The 17,481-nt window shown below is 54.2% G+C and carries 18 protein-coding genes; 9 read left to right on the forward strand and 9 right to left on the reverse strand.

What is annotated here, in order from left to right; genetic code table 11:
- Window position 1: 1 nt before the first annotated feature.
- The 5 genes from accA to tilS all read left to right on the forward strand — a co-directional run bounded on the left by accA (window position 2) and on the right by tilS (window position 6,999).
- Complete coding sequence (gene accA, locus ABLU80_RS09845; RefSeq protein WP_015368151.1) at window positions 2-961, forward strand: acetyl-CoA carboxylase carboxyl transferase subunit alpha; 960 nt, start codon at window positions 2-4, stop codon at window positions 959-961.
- A 192-nt stretch (window positions 962-1,153) separates the two neighbouring features.
- Entirely contained in the window at window positions 1,154-2,938 is a 1,785-nt protein-coding gene (locus ABLU80_RS09850; protein ID WP_063446436.1) for a chitinase, read from the forward strand.
- 100 nt (window positions 2,939-3,038) lie between these two features.
- The gene (locus tag ABLU80_RS09855) at window positions 3,039-5,177 is read left to right on the forward strand and encodes a lysine decarboxylase LdcC (protein ID WP_348849939.1); all 2,139 of its coding nucleotides are present in this window, start codon (window positions 3,039-3,041) and stop codon (window positions 5,175-5,177) included.
- Between the two features lie 62 nt (window positions 5,178-5,239).
- Window positions 5,240-5,629 (forward strand): VOC family protein, encoded by a 390-nt coding sequence (locus tag ABLU80_RS09860; protein WP_015704453.1) that lies wholly within the window; start codon window positions 5,240-5,242, stop codon window positions 5,627-5,629.
- Window positions 5,630-5,697: 68 nt separating this feature from the next.
- Entirely contained in the window at window positions 5,698-6,999 is a 1,302-nt protein-coding gene (gene tilS / locus ABLU80_RS09865) for a tRNA lysidine(34) synthetase TilS (RefSeq protein WP_063446439.1), read from the forward strand.
- A 15-nt stretch (window positions 7,000-7,014) separates the two neighbouring features.
- Here tilS and rof read toward each other — a convergent pair whose 3' ends face one another.
- A complete protein-coding gene (gene rof / locus ABLU80_RS09870; RefSeq protein WP_015368146.1) occupies window positions 7,015-7,275 on the reverse strand; it encodes a Rho-binding antiterminator in 261 nt (86 codons plus the stop codon).
- Window positions 7,262-7,462: a YaeP family protein gene (locus ABLU80_RS09875; protein ID WP_015368145.1), complete on the reverse strand. Its 201-nt coding sequence runs from the start codon at window positions 7,460-7,462 to the stop codon at window positions 7,262-7,264. The genes rof and ABLU80_RS09875 overlap by 14 nt, the downstream gene beginning before the upstream one ends.
- Window positions 7,463-7,658: 196 nt before the next feature.
- On the opposite strand from ABLU80_RS09875, the gene ABLU80_RS09880 reads away from it, so the two are divergent.
- The 3 genes from ABLU80_RS09880 to nlpE are packed head-to-tail and all read left to right on the forward strand — an operon-like array spanning window position 7,659 to window position 9,355.
- A complete protein-coding gene (locus ABLU80_RS09880) occupies window positions 7,659-8,204 on the forward strand; it encodes a YaeQ family protein (RefSeq protein ID WP_015368144.1) in 546 nt (181 codons plus the stop codon).
- Window positions 8,201-8,614 carry an alternative ribosome rescue aminoacyl-tRNA hydrolase ArfB gene (gene arfB, locus ABLU80_RS09885; RefSeq protein ID WP_015368143.1) on the forward strand — a complete coding sequence of 138 codons (414 nt, stop codon included), beginning with the start codon at window positions 8,201-8,203 and terminating at the stop codon, window positions 8,612-8,614. Before ABLU80_RS09880 ends, arfB begins: the two co-directional genes overlap by 4 nt.
- Before the next feature lie 42 nt (window positions 8,615-8,656).
- The gene (nlpE, locus tag ABLU80_RS09890; protein ID WP_015368142.1) at window positions 8,657-9,355 is read left to right on the forward strand and encodes an envelope stress response activation lipoprotein NlpE; all 699 of its coding nucleotides are present in this window, start codon (window positions 8,657-8,659) and stop codon (window positions 9,353-9,355) included.
- 43 nt (window positions 9,356-9,398) lie between these two features.
- Here nlpE and ABLU80_RS09895 read toward each other — a convergent pair whose 3' ends face one another.
- The 7 genes from ABLU80_RS09895 to metN all read right to left on the reverse strand — a co-directional run bounded on the left by ABLU80_RS09895 (window position 9,399) and on the right by metN (window position 16,451).
- Window positions 9,399-10,649 carry a hypothetical protein gene (locus tag ABLU80_RS09895; protein ID WP_143830443.1) on the reverse strand — a complete coding sequence of 417 codons (1,251 nt, stop codon included), beginning with the start codon at window positions 10,647-10,649 and terminating at the stop codon, window positions 9,399-9,401.
- A gap of 214 nt (window positions 10,650-10,863) precedes the next feature.
- Entirely contained in the window at window positions 10,864-12,582 is a 1,719-nt protein-coding gene (gene proS / locus ABLU80_RS09900) for a proline--tRNA ligase (protein WP_047058226.1), read from the reverse strand.
- Window positions 12,583-12,694: 112 nt separating this feature from the next.
- Window positions 12,695-13,402, reverse strand: a complete 708-nt coding sequence (gene tsaA / locus ABLU80_RS09905; RefSeq protein WP_020079574.1) for a tRNA (N6-threonylcarbamoyladenosine(37)-N6)-methyltransferase TrmO — start codon at window positions 13,400-13,402, stop codon at window positions 12,695-12,697.
- Window positions 13,399-13,806: an Rcs stress response system protein RcsF gene (gene rcsF / locus ABLU80_RS09910; RefSeq protein ID WP_015704458.1), complete on the reverse strand. Its 408-nt coding sequence runs from the start codon at window positions 13,804-13,806 to the stop codon at window positions 13,399-13,401. The genes tsaA and rcsF overlap by 4 nt, the downstream gene beginning before the upstream one ends.
- Before the next feature lie 108 nt (window positions 13,807-13,914).
- Window positions 13,915-14,730 carry a methionine ABC transporter substrate-binding lipoprotein MetQ gene (gene metQ / locus ABLU80_RS09915; RefSeq protein WP_015368138.1) on the reverse strand — a complete coding sequence of 272 codons (816 nt, stop codon included), beginning with the start codon at window positions 14,728-14,730 and terminating at the stop codon, window positions 13,915-13,917.
- A 43-nt stretch (window positions 14,731-14,773) separates the two neighbouring features.
- Window positions 14,774-15,427 (reverse strand): methionine ABC transporter permease MetI, encoded by a 654-nt coding sequence (locus tag ABLU80_RS09920; protein ID WP_015368137.1) that lies wholly within the window; start codon window positions 15,425-15,427, stop codon window positions 14,774-14,776.
- Window positions 15,420-16,451 carry a methionine ABC transporter ATP-binding protein MetN gene (metN, locus tag ABLU80_RS09925; RefSeq protein ID WP_032709919.1) on the reverse strand — a complete coding sequence of 344 codons (1,032 nt, stop codon included), beginning with the start codon at window positions 16,449-16,451 and terminating at the stop codon, window positions 15,420-15,422. The genes ABLU80_RS09920 and metN overlap by 8 nt, the downstream gene beginning before the upstream one ends.
- 188 nt (window positions 16,452-16,639) lie before the next feature.
- Between metN and gmhB the strand changes: the two genes are divergently transcribed.
- On the forward strand, window positions 16,640-17,206 hold the full coding sequence (gene gmhB / locus ABLU80_RS09930; RefSeq protein WP_015704459.1) for a D-glycero-beta-D-manno-heptose 1,7-bisphosphate 7-phosphatase: 567 nt from the start codon (window positions 16,640-16,642) through the stop codon (window positions 17,204-17,206).
- The last annotated feature ends 275 nt before the right edge of the window (window positions 17,207-17,481 follow it).

Raw genomic sequence — 17,481 nt, forward strand, 5'->3', positions numbered from 1 at the left:
TATGAGTCTGAATTTCCTAGATTTTGAACAGCCTATCGCAGAGCTGGAAGCGAAAATCGATTCCCTGACTGCTGTAAGCCGTCAGGATGAGAAACTGGATATTAACATCGATGAAGAAGTGCATCGTCTGCGCGAAAAAAGCGTAGAGCTGACGCGCAAAATCTTCGCCGATCTTGGCGCATGGCAGGTAGCCCAGCTGGCGCGCCATCCACGTCGTCCCTATACCCTGGATTATGTCCGCCTGGCTTTCGACGAATTTGACGAGCTGGCAGGCGATCGCGCCTATGCTGACGATAAAGCTATCGTCGGCGGTATTGCGCGTCTTGATGGTCGCCCGGTGATGATCATCGGTCATCAGAAAGGCCGTGAAACCAAAGAGAAGATCCGTCGTAACTTTGGTATGCCGGCGCCGGAAGGCTACCGCAAAGCGCTGCGCCTGATGGAAATGGCTGAGCGTTTCAAAATGCCGATCATTACCTTCATCGACACCCCTGGCGCCTATCCGGGCGTTGGCGCGGAAGAGCGCGGCCAGTCGGAAGCGATTGCCCGCAACCTGCGTGAAATGTCGCGTCTGAGCGTGCCGGTTATCTGCACCGTGATTGGCGAAGGCGGCTCCGGCGGCGCGCTGGCGATCGGCGTAGGTGATAAAGTCAACATGCTGCAGTACAGCACCTATTCAGTTATCTCGCCGGAAGGCTGTGCGTCCATTCTGTGGAAAAGCGCGGATAAAGCGCCGCTGGCCGCGGAAGCGATGGGTATCATCGCGCCACGCCTCAAAGAGCTGAAGCTGATTGATTCCATCGTTCCAGAACCGCTGGGCGGCGCTCATCGTAACCCGGAAGCGATGGCGGCGAGCCTGAAGGCACAGCTGTTGGCCGACCTGGCTGACCTGGATACTCTCAGCGAAGAAGAGCTGCGTAATCGCCGCTATCAGCGTCTGATGAGCTACGGCTACGCCTGATTTATCAGCGCATCACAATTCTCTAAGGGGCCGGATTTCCGGCCCTTTTTTTTATCATTTTTTCACTGAGGTAAGATGATACGTCAATGAGGTGATGTGATTAGCCGATGATGTCTTTTTCCCGTGACACTGCGCTCACTGCCGGGGACAACGCCTGGGCAGACCGTTCATAAGGAAAAGGAGAATAATATTATGGCAATTCATAAAACCGTCGCCTTAAGCGCCGTGGCGGCAGGGATCATGTTAAGTCTGGGGGCCGCACAGGCGGCGCCGCTGCTCAGCGCCACTGAAACAACCACCATGACCGCCAGCGAACTGGCGGCAAAAGAAAAAGCGCTAACCGACTTTCCGCTGATGGAAGCGGTTAAATCCTCTATTCGCACCCTCGATAATGCCGTGGTCGAGCAGATTGAACCCGGTAGGGCGGCGAATCCGGAGAACGTTAAGCGCGTTGAAGGCATGCTTAGCGAGCAGGATTGGGATTATCTGTTCCCGATGCGCGCGCCGGAATATACCTACAGCAATTTCCTGAAGGCGATCGGTAAATTCCCGGCGGTATGCGGTACCTATACCGATGGTCGCGATAGCGATGCTATCTGCCGTAAATCGCTGGCGACGATGTTTGCCCACTTTGCTCAGGAAACCGGCGGCCACGAAAGCTGGCGCGATATTCCGGAATGGCGCCAGGCGCTGGTCTATCTGCGCGAAGTCGGCTGGACCGAAGGTCAAAAGGGCGGCTATAACGGCGAATGTAACCCGGATGTCTGGCAGGGGCAGACCTGGCCTTGCGGTAAAGATGCCGATGGCGATTTCCTCAGCTATTTTGGCCGCGGCGCTAAACAGCTCTCCTATAACTACAACTACGGCCCGTTCTCAGAGGCGATGTATGGCGACGTTCGCCCGCTGTTGGATAAACCACAGTTGGTGGCCGATTCATGGATGAACCTCGCCAGCGCCGTGTTCTTCTTTGTCTATCCGCAGCCGCCGAAACCTTCCATGCTGCACGTTATCGACGGTACCTGGCAGCCCAACGATCGCGATAAGAGCAATGGCCTGGTGCCAGGGTTTGGCGTGAGCATCCAGATCATCAACGGCGGCGTCGAGTGCGGCGGCGCAACGGAAAACGCCCAATCGCTTAACCGTATTGCCTATTACAAAGAGTTCGCCAACTACCTCAAAGTACCTATTGCCGATGATGAAGTGCTGGGCTGTAAGAACATGAAGCAGTTTGATGAAGGCGGAGCCGGCGCGCTGCCAATCTACTGGGAACAGGATTGGGGATGGGATCCGAACACCGCGGACGGTAAAACCAATGCCTGCCAGCTGGTGAGCTATCAGACGCCGTACAGCGCGTTTAAAGAGGGGGATTACAGCAAATGTGTGCAGCACTACTTCAACGTAACCGTGGTTGATGATGCGGGTAGTGATGGCGCGTCTGATAAGACGGATGATGTTACGCCTGCTCCACAGGTAAACGTCGCGCCGGTGGCGCGTATTGCCGGCCCGGTCGGCGCAGTCGAAGCCGGTAGCCTGGTGTCGCTGAGCGCGGAAGCCTCTACCGATGCCAACGGCGATAAGCTGAGCTATAGCTGGATGTCGCAGGATGGCCAGACGTTGAGCGGCGCGGATAAGGCGGTGATCAATTTTAGCGCACCAGAGAGCGACAAGGATGCCCAGTATGTCGTTAGCCTGACCGTTAGCGATGGCAGCTTATCCAGCACGGCCACCTATACTCTGAATGTGAAGGCGAAGGCGGCGGCGGATGACGCGAAGGATGAGCCGGCAGGCGATAGCGGCGCTATCAGCTATCCGGCATGGAGCGCCAGCCAGAGCTGGAAACCAGGTGACATCGTCAATAACCACGGCGCGCTTTTCCAGTGTAAACCGCTGCCGGAAGGGGCATGGTGCAACGTGGCGCCAACCTACTACGAACCGGGCGCAGGTCTGGCCTGGGGGGATGCGTGGAAAGCGCTGTAATCATCGCTTTGCTATGACTCAGGACTAAGATAAATCCGCCAGTGCTAAGCACTGGCGCGATTGATATTATGCTTACCTTAGGTAAATCCAGGAGGAAAGCGTGAATATCATCGCCATCATGGGGCCCCACGGCGTCTACCATAAAGACGAACCGATCAAAGAGCTGGAAGCCGCTCTGCAGAAGCAAGGATTCCAGACTATCTGGCCGCAAAACAGCGCCGACCTGCTGCAGTTTATCGAGCACAACCCGCGTATCTGCGGCGTGATCTTCGACTGGGACGAGTACAGCGTTGATTTATGCAGCGATATCAATCACCTGAACGAATATCTCCCGCTGTATGCTTTTATCAATACGCACTCGACGATGGACGTCAGCAGCCAGGACCTACGGATGGCGTTGTGGTTCTTCGAATATGCGCTGGGTCTGGCGGAAGATATCGCTACCCGCATTCGCCAGTATACCAATGAGTATCTGGACAACATCACGCCGCCATTTACCAAAGCGTTGTTTAATTATGTGCAGGAGGGGAAATATACCTTTTGTACACCCGGACACATGGCGGGAACCGCCTATCAGAAAAGCCCGGTCGGCTGCCTGTTTTATGATTTCTTCGGCGGTAATACGCTGAAAGCCGATGTTTCTATCTCTGTTACCGAACTGGGGTCGCTGCTGGACCATACCGGCCCGCATCTGGAAGCGGAAGAGTATATCGCTCGCGCCTTTGGCGCCGAGCAGAGCTACATGGTGACCAACGGCACCTCGACTTCGAATAAAATTGTCGGCATGTATTCGGCGCCCGCTGGCAGTACGTTGCTGATCGACCGTAACTGCCATAAATCGCTGGCGCATCTGCTGATGATGAGCGATATCGTGCCGCTGTGGTTAAAACCGACGCGTAACGCGCTGGGGATCCTCGGCGGCATTCCGAAACGGGAATTTACCCGCGATAGCGTCCAGCACAAAGTAGAGACAACTCGCGGCGCGCAGTGGCCGGTGCATGCGGTGATCACCAACTCCACCTATGATGGGCTGTTGTATAACACCACCTGGATTAAACAGACCCTTGACGTGACGTCGATCCACTTCGATTCCGCCTGGGTGCCTTATACCCACTTTCACCCGATTTATCAGGGGAAAAGCGGCATGAGCGGCGATCGCGTACCGGGGAAAGTGATCTTCGAAACCCAGTCGACGCATAAAATGCTGGCGGCGTTGTCGCAGGCTTCGTTGATCCATATTAAAGGCAGCTACGATGAAGATACCTTCAATGAAGCCTTTATGATGCATACCTCTACCTCACCGAGCTATCCGATCGTCGCCTCGATAGAAACCGCAGCGGCGATGCTGCGCGGCAACTCCGGAAAACGCCTGATTCAGCGCTCCATCGAACGCGCGCTACATTTCCGTAAGGAGGTGCAGCGCTTGCGTGAGGAGGCCGACGGCTGGTTCTTTGATATCTGGCAACCGGAGGAGGTCGACGAAGCGCAATGCTGGCCAGTTTCCCCAGGAGAAGCGTGGCACGGATTCCAGGATGCCGATGACGACCATATGTTCCTCGACCCGGTCAAAGTCACCATTCTCACGCCGGGTATGGACGAGCAGGGCAATATGGCGGAAGAGGGGATCCCGGCCGCGCTGGTGGCCAAATTCCTCGACGAGCGCGGCGTAGTGGTGGAGAAAACCGGGCCTTACAATCTGCTGTTCTTGTTCAGTATCGGTATCGATAAAACCCGGGCGATGGGCCTGCTGCGCGGTCTGACCGAGTTTAAACGCGCCTACGATCTCAACCTGCGGGTGAAAAATATGTTGCCGGATCTCTACGCTGAGGATCCGGACTTCTACCGCAATATGCGCATCCAGGATCTGGCACAGGGGATCCACCGTCTGATCCGTCAGCATCAGCTCTCACAGCTGATGCTGCGGGCCTTTGACGTGCTGCCGGAGATGAAAATGACCCCGCATCAGGCCTGGCAGCGGCAGATTAAGGGCGAAGCCGAAACCATCGAACTGGAGAATCTGGTGGGGCGTATTTCGGCTAACATGATCCTGCCGTATCCGCCTGGCGTGCCGCTGCTGATGCCGGGGGAGATGATTACCGAAGAGAGCCGCGCGGTGCTCGATTTTCTGTTGATGCTCTGCTCGATCGGTCGCCACTATCCAGGTTTTGAAACCGACATCCACGGGGCCAAACGCGATGAAGACGGCGTCTACCGTGTACGAGTCTTAAAAAATAATTAGGGGCTTGCGCGGCGGCGGGCGGCGCGAGTAACGTGTTGGGCTTCAACAGGAGGAGAACAACCATGCTGGGTTTAAAACGAGTTCACCATATTGCCATCATCGCGACAGACTACGCGAAGAGCAAAGCGTTCTATTGCGACATCCTCGGGTTTACGCTGCAGAGCGAGTTCTACCGCGCCGAGCGTGATTCGTGGAAGGGCGACCTGGCGCTGAACGGCGAGTACGTTATCGAGCTGTTTTCGTTCCCGTTCCCTCCTGCGCGCCCAAGCCGTCCGGAAGCCTGTGGTCTGCGCCACCTGGCGTTTAGCGTCGACGATATTGATGCCGCGGTTGCGCATTTGCAGGCGCATGGCGTCGCCTGTGAAGCTATCCGCATCGATCCGTTTACCGATAAGCGTTTCACCTTCTTCAACGATCCCGACGGCCTGCCGCTGGAGATTTACCAACAGTAATACTTGCCAGAACCAGCCCTGGCGCGTAACGTGCCGGGCTATCTCTTCTTAGCTGCGTACGCACGATCATGACGCCGGATATTGCCTCATCGCTTCGACCACATCGTCAGTTTCTGCTGGCCTTCAGCGGCGGCCTGGACTCAACCGTCCTGCTGCACCGGCTGGTACGCTGGCGCCAGCGTGAGCCAGCGATTCAGCTGCGCGCGATTCACATTCACCACGGCCTGAGCGCCAACGCTGACCAGTGGGTTGAGCATTGCGAACAGATTTGCCTGCAGTGGCAGGTACCGTTACAGGTGGTGCGCGTGACGCTGGCGGATGAGGGGTTGGGGATTGAAGCGCATGCTCGCCAGGCGCGCTATCAGGCTTTCCGTGAGGCGCTGCTGCCAGGCGAGGCGTTATTGACGGCACAACATCTCGACGACCAATGCGAGACCTTCCTGCTGGCGCTTAAGCGCGGTAGCGGCCCGACCGGCTTGTCGGCGATGGCCGCCAGTAGCGAGTTCGCTGGCGGAAAATTGCTACGTCCGCTGCTCAATGAGAGCCGTGAATCCCTGCATCAATGGGCGCTGACTCATCAACTGCGGTGGATTGAAGACGAAAGTAATCAGGACGATGCCTACGATCGCAACTTTCTGCGCCTGCGAGTACTGCCGCTGCTGAGCGAGCGCTGGCCGCATTTTGCCGAGTCCGTCGCCCGCAGCGCCAGCTTATGTGGCGAACAGGAACAGTTGCTTGATGAAATGCTGTCGGCGGAGCTTGCCGCGCTGGTTGATGAGCGTGGTTCGCTGGCGATAGAGCCGCTGAGCGCGATGAGCGCGCCGCGTCGTGCGGCGCTGTTGCGCCGCTGGCTGGCATCCCAACAGGCGCCGATGCCGTCGCGCGAAATGCCGGAGCGCATCTGGCAGGAAGTGGCGCTGGCGCGTGAAGACGCCGCGCCTTGTCTGCGGTTAGGCGGTTTTGCCGTCCGGCGCTACCAGCAGCGCCTGTTTTGGGTAAAGCATCTGGCAAGCCTGACGGAACGGGAAATACCATGGGATGATGCGACTGAAGCGCTGACACTACCGGAAACGCTGGGAGAACTGGCGTTGCAGCCCGGTGGGCCGCTACGCGCGCCACGCGCGGATGAACCGGTATCGATACGTTTTCGCGCCAGCGGTAATCTGCACATCGTCGGGCGTCCGGGCGGGCGTAAGCTTAAGAAAATCTGGCAGGAAATGGCGGTCGCGCCCTGGCGTCGCGATACCACGCCACTATTGTTTTATGGCGAAACGTTGATCGCGGCGGCCGATGGGCTGTTTGTGACCAGAGAGGGGCAAGTACAGGAAGGTGAGGGGTTACAGCTGGTATGGCGGAAAACGGGCGGCTAAGCCGCCCGATGGGCTTCAGGATTCGCTGACCACCACGGTGCCGATTTCAGGATGGCTGAAACTGGCGATTTTATCCAGACGTAGTTCACGGACGTTACCGCCAAGTTCTACCACCAGATACTCGACATTTTTACGCGAGATAAGATCGTTTGCTTTGGCCTGCAGCTGTTCACCATCTTTCAGGGCCAGCGCCAGCACCAGGTGATGCTGGCAGGCAAGCTCGAGGTTGTCATAATCATCGCAGTTAATGGGTTGATAAGTATCATTCATTGACATAATCGCTCACCAATAAGTTTGCTGCCGCATAAGCGGCCTTTTCCCTGACTGACTCCGAAAGGGCCTGATCCGCCGCAACCTCATTTAATACTTTCAACACGCAGCCCAGCGCATCCGGGATATACCCTAAGTCTCCGCTGGCTATTTCCGCATACCGCTTGCGTATTAACTCACAATATTGATCCACATGCCCTCCTGTCAGCGTTCTGACTTAACCGTGGGATGCAAGTTTAAGCCTACGAAGATAAACTCTGTTTAGCAAGGTGACTATACCATAGTCATCTAAGCAATATCAGCAGGATGAAAGGAGGACCAGCGATTGACGACAGCCTTTTGTCGCTAGTTTCGCTACAATGTATGCCATTTTTTTCAGGAGTTTATTCATGGCGCTGAAAGCGACGATTTATAAAGCTGTGGTTAACGTTGCCGATTTGGATCGCAACCAGTTTCTGGATGCTAACCTGACGCTGGCGCAACATCCTTCCGAAACCCAGGAGCGTATGATGCTGCGCCTGCTGGCGTGGATAAAATATGCCAACGAGCGCCTGCAGTTCACCCGCGGGTTGTCCTCGGATGATGAACCGGAGCTATGGCAGTTAAACGACCATTTGGGCATCGATCTGTGGATTGAGCTGGGGCTGCCGGACGAGAAGCGCCTCAAGAAAGCCTGCTCGCGGGCGCAGGAGGTGGCGCTATTCGCCTATAATAGCCGGGCGGCTGAAATCTGGTGGCAGCAGAATCAGAATAAGCTTGCGGCGTATCCGAAGCTGACCATCTGGTATCTTGATGATGCACAACTGGCGCAGCTGAGCGCTTTTGCCGATCGCACCATGACGCTGCAGGCAACCCTGCAGGACGGCGGCATCTGGTTATCCGACGATCGGAATAATCTGGAAATTCATTTAACGGCCTGGCAGCAGCCGGCATGATCATGATTAGCCGCAGCGTTTCCATCCCGGATGAGGAGATTTCGCTTACCGGGGTCCGCGCACAGGGGGCGGGCGGTCAGCACGTGAATAAGGCTTCGACGGCGATTCACTTACGTTTTGATATTAAAGCATCGAGCCTGCCGGAGTTTTATAAAGAGCGCCTGCTTGCCGCCAGTCACCACTTAATTTCTGCTGACGGTGTGGTTATCATTAAGGCTCAGGAATATCGCAGCCAGGAGATGAACCGCGAAGCGGCGATCTCGCGGCTGGTTGCGTTAATAAAAGAATTAACCGCAGTGCAAAAAAGCCGCCGGGAGACGCGACCAACTCGGGCGTCAAAAGAGCGACGACTTGCCTCCAAGGCGCAAAAGTCCTCAGTCAAAGCGCTGCGTGGGAAAGTTCGCCATTGAGAGGCGTGGCGGACGGGTGGAATGGATTATAAGGAATTCACAGTGAAGAAAATTGTATTTTCGCTCGCGGCGGCCTGTTCGCTCTTTGCGCTGTTTGGCTGTAACCATCGCGCTGAGGTGGAGACGGTACAGCCGACGGCGATGGAAGAGCTGAAGCCGATGCAGCAAAGCTGGCGCGGTATTTTGCCTTGCGCGGATTGCGAAGGGATTGAGACCTCGTTATTTCTTGAGAAAGACGGCACCTGGGTAATGAACGAACGTTATCAGGGCGTTAGCCACGAGCCGTCATCTTTCGCTTCGTATGGCACCTGGGCGCGTACCGCTGATAAGCTAGTGCTGACCAACAGTAAAGGCGAGAAATCTTACTATCGGGCGAAAGGCGATAAGCTTGAGATGCTCGATCGCGACGGCAACCCGATTAACTCTGCGCTTAACTATACGCTGGAGTCGGTGAAGGCCAGCCTGCCGACGACGCCGATGGCGATGCGCGGGATGTATTTCTATATGGCGGATGCGGCAACCTTTACCGATTGCGTCACAGGTAAAACGGTGGCGGTTGCCAATAACGCCCAGCTTGAGCGAGATTATGCCGCTGCGCGCGGGACGGATACTCGTCCGGTATTGCTGGTGGTTGAAGGACACTTCACGCTTGAAGCGAACCCCGATACCGGCGAGATGATGAAAACGCTAATGACGGATAAAGACAGCAAATTTATTCCGGGTAAAGACTGCGGTAATTAATTTGTCTTCCCCCTGCCCGCGGTATCGGGCAGGGGAATGATGATTATTGCCCGCTGCGAGCAATGTAAAATCCGGCTAAATGACTATCAGCATCTCCTGTTGGAATATATTGGGAGATGACATAGTCTTCATTATCATAGCGGAGGTAATAAGGGTACTTTAGCCCTTCGACAGGTAAAATACGCTCCGTTGTTTTTTGGCTAATGTCGGTTTTCCAGATGCAAGCCAACCCGCCATCATTGTCAAAGAAGAAACTATTTTTGTCACCCCAGGCGTAGTTGCGAGAGTAACTCCAGCCATCCTCTTTCCGATCGCCGACCGATAAAAAGACGTTTACGCCAAGGTCTGGACGATCGTGCGGGAAGTAGTACACCCCGTCATATTGATGTGGAATGGTGCCTTCGCCTGAGGCCAATCGCCACTGCCCATCCGGGGAGCGTAACTCGCTATCACAGGAGAATCGACCGCAGTAGCCTGTCCAGGTTTTTTCTTTATCTATATTCGCTGGCGGTGAAATAGCGATGGGTTTAGATATTTCGCTGCTATTGACTTCAATTTTATAATATTTAGATATAAATTTTTGATGAGTGGCATCGTATATATTAGAAACTTGATAGGTAAAACCACTGCTATCACGCTTAACGAGGGTGATTTCCGGTGTTGATTCTGAATCTGAGTCTCCGTTGTAAGAGTCAATGATATAAGATTTTGCGGTCATGTCGGAAATTAACACGAGATAGGTACCATAATCTCCTCTGATGGTAAATATAATCGCAAGGTTATTATTGGCAATCAGGTGCGTTAGTATATACCAGTCACCGCTATCGATATCGAAACTACGTTCTTTTTGCGCAAAGTCGAAGAGTTTTTTTACCTGCCAGGGGTTATCCCGAATAACAAAGCCATTTTTATTTTTCATTTCACCGTTAAATGGCTTATCGAGCAGAGACGCTGGAAAAACTTCAGGTAAAGAGTGAAAGGCTTCAATGCTGCTGAGTTCCGAGTTACGCAACAGATATTTCTGCTTAATACATTCAACGTCGGCCTTGCAGGAGTTGCGTTCCTTGAGCCATTTTGTTTGCCCTGACTGCACTATCTCTTTTGATAGCGTATTATTTACTGCGTTTATGAATAACTGATTGGCAACGTTATCTATACCGCTCAGATAGGGAGTCTGACAGATCGTTTTTTCCGATTCATTTAGCGTTTCCAGCGTACAGTTAAAACCCGCAGCATGCACGTTAGCCTGGAGAGAAAGTAGCGTTAATGCACATAATGTGAATCTGCTTTTCATAAATCAATATAATCCTTTATATTGCATTGCTTATGTAATTCAATGGTGAATATAATTATCGCCATCTATTTTTATTTATTAATGCTTAAATGAAACTAATTATTTTCCGCTTTATATAATATTAATGTACAAATTACGCGATGGTCTTGCAATATGATTTTTTATGACAACTGGGGAAAAAAAAGCCCCGATATTTATCAGGGCCTTGCGATGATTAACCTTTAATTTGCTGCACCAGGTAGTTCACGATATCCCCGGTCTTAATCAGCTGCTTCTCGCCGTTGCGACGATGTTTGTATTCGATATCATCGTTATCGAGGTTACGGTCGCCCAGCACGATGGTGTGCGGGATGCCGATCAGCTCCATATCGGCGAACATCACGCCAGGACGCTCTTTACGGTCGTCCATCAGCACGTCGATGCCATGTGCGCGCAGCTCGGCGTAGAGCTTCTCTGCCAGCTCCTGCACGCGATAGGACTTGTGCATGTTCATCGGCAAAATAGCGACCTGGAACGGCGCGATGGCGTCCGGCCAGATAATGCCGCGATCGTCAAAGTTCTGCTCAATAGCGGCGGCCACCACGCGGGTCACCCCAATACCGTAGCAGCCCATGGTCAGGACCTGGTTGCGGCCGTCTTCACCCTGTACCGCGGCATTCATCGCCTGCGAGTACTTGGTGCCTAACTGGAAGATGTGTCCCACTTCGATACCACGCTTGATAAGCAGAGTACCTTTACCATCCGGGCTCGGATCGCCGGCAACGACGTTACGAATATCAGCAACTTCCGGAGTCGCGACATCGCGATCCCAGTTAATGCCAAAATAGTGTTTGCCATCGACGTTGGCGCCGGCGGCGAAATCGCTCATGGCCGCGACGGTACGGTCGATAACCACCGGAATCGGCATATTAACCGGGCCGAGAGAACCTGGCCCCGCGTTAACAATAGCGCGGATCTCTTCTTCGCTGGCGAAGGTCAGCGGGCTGGCGACCTGCGGCAGTTTTTCCGCTTTTACTTCGTTGAGTTCATGATCGCCGCGTACCAGCAGGGCGACCAGCGGGTAGCTGCTATCTTCTACCGCTTTCACCAGCAGGGTCTTAACGGTTTTTTCGATTGGCAGATTGAACTGCTCAACCAGCTCGGCGATGGTTTTCGCGTTCGGCGTGTCTACCAGCGTCATTTCTTGCGTCGCTGCTGCGCGCGGCTCTTTCGGCGCGACGGCTTCGGCAAACTCAATGTTCGCCGCGTAGTCGGAGCTGTCAGAGAAGATCACGTCATCTTCGCCGCTCTGCGCCAGTACCTGGAACTCATGGGAAGCGCTACCGCCGATCGAACCGGTGTCAGCCTGTACCGCGCGGAAATCCAGCCCCATACGGCTGAAGATTTTGCTGTAAGCGGTATACATCGCGTCGTAGGTTTCCTGCAGCGATTCCTGAGAGGTATGGAAAGAGTAAGCATCTTTCATCAGGAACTCACGGGAGCGCATCACGCCGAAACGCGGGCGAACTTCATCGCGGAACTTGGTCTGAATCTGATAAAAGTTCAGCGGCAGCTGTTTGTACGAGTTCAGCTCATTGCGAATCAGGTCAGTAATGACCTCTTCGTGAGTCGGCCCGAGGACGAATGGGCGATCGCCACGATCGGCAATGCGCAGCAGCTCAGGGCCATATTGCTCCCAGCGACCGCTCTCCTGCCACAGTTCAGAAGGCTGAACTACCGGCATTAACACCTCGATAGCACCGGCGTTGTTCATCTCTTCACGCACGATGTTCTCGACTTTTTTCAGAACGCGCACGCCGGTCGGCAGCCAGGTGTACAACCCTGAGGCCAGCTTGCGGATCATCCCGGCGCGCAGCATCAGCTGATGGCTGATGACTTCGGCGTCGGCAGGTGTCTCCTTCAGAGTGGAGAGCAGATATTGGCTAGTACGCATGTTGTTACGGTTCCATTTGGACGATCGGAACAGGCTGGAGAGCCAGCCTGAAACAAAAAAAGTGGTTTAGTTTACCAGTGTGGCAAAGATGCCAAAAGAGAGGAAAATAAAATTAGCGCGGTTCGAGAGAAAAGACTTCAAAACCGGAGGGGATTACCCGCCAGCGCACGTTGAAATCGAGCAACCAGACGGCGTAGGTTTTCCCTGCTTCTTCCTCTTTGCGATAAGCCGGACGCGGATCCTGCGCCAGTACTTCACGGATAAACGCTTTGATATGCGGGTAGCGTTTTTCCAGCGTCAGTAACTGTGCTTCTATTTCCGGCGTAAAGCTGACATTCATGCCTGCCAGCGGCGCCTGTTGCGCATAGCTGGCGCTGGCATCAGGCAGGGCTTCGGCAAAGGGAAGATAAGGTTTGATATCAACCACCGGCGTGCCGTCAACGAGATCGAGGCTGCCAAGTTCCAGTATTACCTGATCCTTCTGGCAGCGAACGCCTTTCAGTTCAACCAGCGACATGCCGATAGGGTTGGGGCGAAATGTCGAGCGGGTCGCGAAGACGCCCATGCGCGCGTTGCCGCCAAGGCGGGGAGGGCGCACGGTCGGGCGCCAGCCGCCAGCCATGGTCTGATGAAAGACGAACAGCACCCACAGATGGCTGAAGTTTTCCAGTCCACGCACGGCGTCAGCCTGGTTATAGGGCGCGAGCAGATGAAGTTCTCCGCCGCCGTGTTCAACCAGACCAGGCTGGCGAGGAACGGCAAACTTCTCTTTATACGGCGAGCGGATGACGCCTATTTGCGCGAACTGAAATGCACTCATTGCGCCGAGACGTTAAGCGCTGAACCCAGGCAAACGGCCTGACGGTAGCAGCCTGGCGTACCGCTGGTCACTTCGCAGCTGTGCAGCAGCACGGCGTTGGCCTTCATTTTGGCCGCGTTGATTTGCATGCGTTTACGGGCGGTCGGGATGTTCGGCGGGGAGTCCTGGTTTGAAGCCTGGCATGATTCGCCGCTCACTTCACCCAGATCGCGGAAGGGTTTCCCAACCAGCGCGGCGGCATCGGTGTAGATTCTGACCGGCGCGGGACGTGAGACTTTTGGTTTAGCCGTTTCCGTCTGGACTGGCGTGGTTGCGGTGCTTTTAACAGGCTCAACGGGGGATCTGCTTAGCATAGAACAACCGCTTAACATGAGTGCTAACAAACAGACCGGTAAAGCACGCATAGTATTTCCTCAATGAATTATAAAACAGGGCGCTATTGAATCAGGTGCTTGCAAAAATGACAAGACGGGCATAAAGCCCGTCCTGAATGATATTACGCTGAAAGCAGATTACCAGCCTTTCACTGCGCCGCCGTTAAAGATTTTGTTAGCGGCTTCGTAAACTTCATCGCTTTGGTAAGCCTGAACAAATTTCTTAACATTTTCCGCGTCTTTATTATCTTCGCGGGCGACGATCAGGTTTACGTACGGCGAGTTTTTGTCTTCAACGAAGATACCGTCTTTCGCCGGTGTCAGGCCAATCTGGCTGGCGTAGGTGGTGTTGATGACTGCCAGAGCGATCTGCGCGTCGTCCAGAGAACGCGGCAGCTGCGGTGCTTCCAGCTCAACAATCTTCAGGTTTTTCGGGTTCTCAACCACATCCAGAGACGTCGGTAGCAGACCTACGCCTTCTTTCAGTTTAATCAGACCCACTTGCTGCAGCAGCAGCAGGGAACGGCCGAGGTTGGTCGGATCGTTCGGTACGGCAATCTGTGAGCCCGGCTGCAGTTCGTCCAGAGATTTGATTTTCTTCGAGTAGCCAGCGATCGGATAGACGAAGGTGTTGCCGACGGAAACCAGCTTATAACCGCGGTCTTTAATCTGCTGGTCGAGATACGGTTTGTGCTGGAAGGCGTTAACGTCGATGTCGCCTTTGCTCAGCGCTTCGTTCGGCAACACGTAGTCGTTGAAGGTCACCAGCTCAACGTCAAGGCCATACTTCTCTTTTGCCACTTTCTGCGCGACTTCAGCAACCTGCTGTTCCGCACCGACGATCACGCCGACTTTAATATGGTTAGGATCTTTTTCATCCTGACCGCAACCCACCAGAGCCAGAGAACCGATTAATGCGCCAACTGCCGCAAAGGTTTTGAAATTAAAGGCCATGTTATTTCCTTCCTGTAAGAATTAGTGTTGTGTGTCAATAACGTTATTTGTGAGTCACAGCCCGGACGATACGATCGCCAGAGAATTGAATTAAATAAACCAGAATAACCAGCAATACCAGTACGGTGTTCATTACCGTCGCGTTATAGCCGATGTAGCCGTACTGATAGCCAATCTGACCCAAGCCACCGGCACCGACCGCACCGCCCATTGCGGAATAACCCACCAGGGTGATGAGCGTAATGGTGGCGGCGTTCACCAGACCCGGCAGCGCTTCAGGGAGCAGGACTTTACGCACGATCTGCATTGGCGTTGCGCCCATCGCGCGTGAGGCTTCGATAAGCCCGGTCGGGATCTCCAACAGCGCGTTTTCCACCATACGTGCGATAAACGGCGCGGCGCCAACCGTTAATGGCACAATCGCTGCCTGCAGGCCGATAGAGGTACCGACGATCACGCGGGTAAATGGAATCATCCACACCAGCAGAATAATAAATGGAATCGAGCGGAAGATATTAACCAGCGCCGATAGCGTACGATACAGCCGGGCGCTGGCGGCAATCTGCCCCGGACGGGTAACGTACAGCAGCACGCCGACCGGCAGGCCGAGCACAAAGCCAAAGAAGCCGGAGACAAACGTCATAGCCAGCGTTTCCCACACGCCGCGAACCAGCAGCCAGATCATTGGTTCAGACATATCCCAGTACCTCTACTTTTACATGATGTTCCTGCAGCCAGGCGATCGCCGCCTGGGTATCTTCCTGTGTGCCGTGCATTTCGGTCAGCATGATGCCGAACTTCACTCCGCCGGCGTAATCCATCTGCGCGCTAATAATGTTGTTATTCACATTAAAGCGGCGGGCGGTTTCCGACAGCAGCGGCGCATCGACGGAATGGCCGGTAAACTCCATACGTAGCATCGGCACGCTGTCAGGCAGCGGCGTGGGCTTCAGGCGCGCCTGATAGTCATCCGGAATATCCAGATGCAGGGTAGATTGAATGAACTGTTGGGCGAGCGGCGTCTTAGGATGGGAGAAGACTTCGCTCACGGTGTCCTGCTCGATCAGTTGACCATTGCTAATGACCGCCACACAGTCGCAGATACGTTTAACCACGTCCATTTCATGGGTGATCAACAGAATGGTCAGCCCCAGACGACGGTTAATGTCTTTCAGCAGTTCGAGGATCGAACGGGTCGTTGCCGGGTCCAGCGCGCTGGTGGCTTCATCGCACAGCAGCACCTTTGGATTGCTGGCCAGCGCGCGGGCAATCGCCACACGCTGTTTCTGGCCGCCGGAGAGGTTTGCCGGATAGCTGTCATGCTTATCGCCAAGACCAACCAGGTCAAGCAGTTCATTAACACGGCGTTTGATTTCCGCCGGCGGTGTGTTATCCAGCTCAAGCGGCAGCGCCACGTTGCCGAAAACGGTACGTGAAGCGAGCAGATTAAAGTGCTGGAAGATCATGCCAATCTGACGGCGCGCGCGAGTCAGTTCTTTTTCAGTCAGCGCGGTGAGTTCCTGGTTATCTACCTGCACGCTGCCTTCGGTTGGGCGTTCCAGCAGGTTAACGCAGCGAATCAGCGTACTTTTACCTGCGCCGGAAGCGCCGATCACGCCGTAAATTTGCCCGGCAGGGACATGCAGGCTGACATTGTTCAGCGCCTGTATGGTGCGGTTCCCCTGCTGGAACACTTTGGTAATATTCGAAAGTTTAATCATCAGTTATTTATTATCGTTTAGCCGTTTGCCGTGGCATTTTCTTCTGCCGTGTCCAGGCGATGCCTGTCAATGAAATGGATGTTAAGGCATCCAGACGTCTAAATCAATCTGACTCTTTATAATGAGCACTTTCTTGCATGCCGAAACATGCGATACTAACGGCATTAGCCTTTATCAGGAGCAAACCGGTGGCAAAGTCTGTACCCGCTATTTTTCTCGACCGTGACGGCACGATTAATATCGATCATGGTTACGTCCACGAAATCGACAGCTTTGAGTTTATCGACGGCGTCATTGATGCCATGCGTGAACTAAAGGCAATGGGATTTGCGTTAGTGCTGGTGACCAACCAGTCAGGTATCGCGCGCGGTAAATTCACGGAAGCGCAATTTGAGACCCTCACCGAATGGATGGATTGGTCGCTGGCAGACCGCGGCGTGGATCTCGACGGTATCTATTATTGTCCGCATCACCCGCAGGGGAGCGTTGAAGAGTTCCGCCAGACCTGCGATTGCCGTAAGCCGCATCCGGGGATGCTCATTTCCGCACGCGATTTCCTGCATATTGATATGGCCGCTTCTTATATGGTGGGTGATAAACTCGAAGACATGCAGGCGGCTGCAGCGGCGAATGTCGGAACGAAAGTGCTGGTGCGTACCGGTAAGCCGGTTACCGAAGAAGCGGAAAGCGCAGCGGATTGGGTGCTAAATAGCCTGGCGGACCTGCCTGCGGCTATTAAAAAGCAGCAAAAATAAGCGTTACGTATAAAAGATGAGCGGTTGAAATAAAAATGTATTTTTCCGCTTGTCATTCCCGGCGGGCTCCCTATAATGCGCCTCCATCGACACGGCGGATGTGAATCACTTCACACAAACAGCCGGTTCGGTTGAAGAGAAAAATTCTGAAATTCAGGGTTGACTCTGAAAGAGGAAAGCGTAATATACGCCACCTCGCGACAGAGCGCTAAAGCGCGTCGCAACTGCTCTTTAACAATTTATCAGACAATCTGTGTGGGCACTCAAAGTGACAT

It is taken from the genome of Klebsiella sp. CN_Kp104 (assembly GCF_040064515.1).
Classification (GTDB): domain Bacteria; phylum Pseudomonadota; class Gammaproteobacteria; order Enterobacterales; family Enterobacteriaceae; genus Klebsiella; species Klebsiella aerogenes.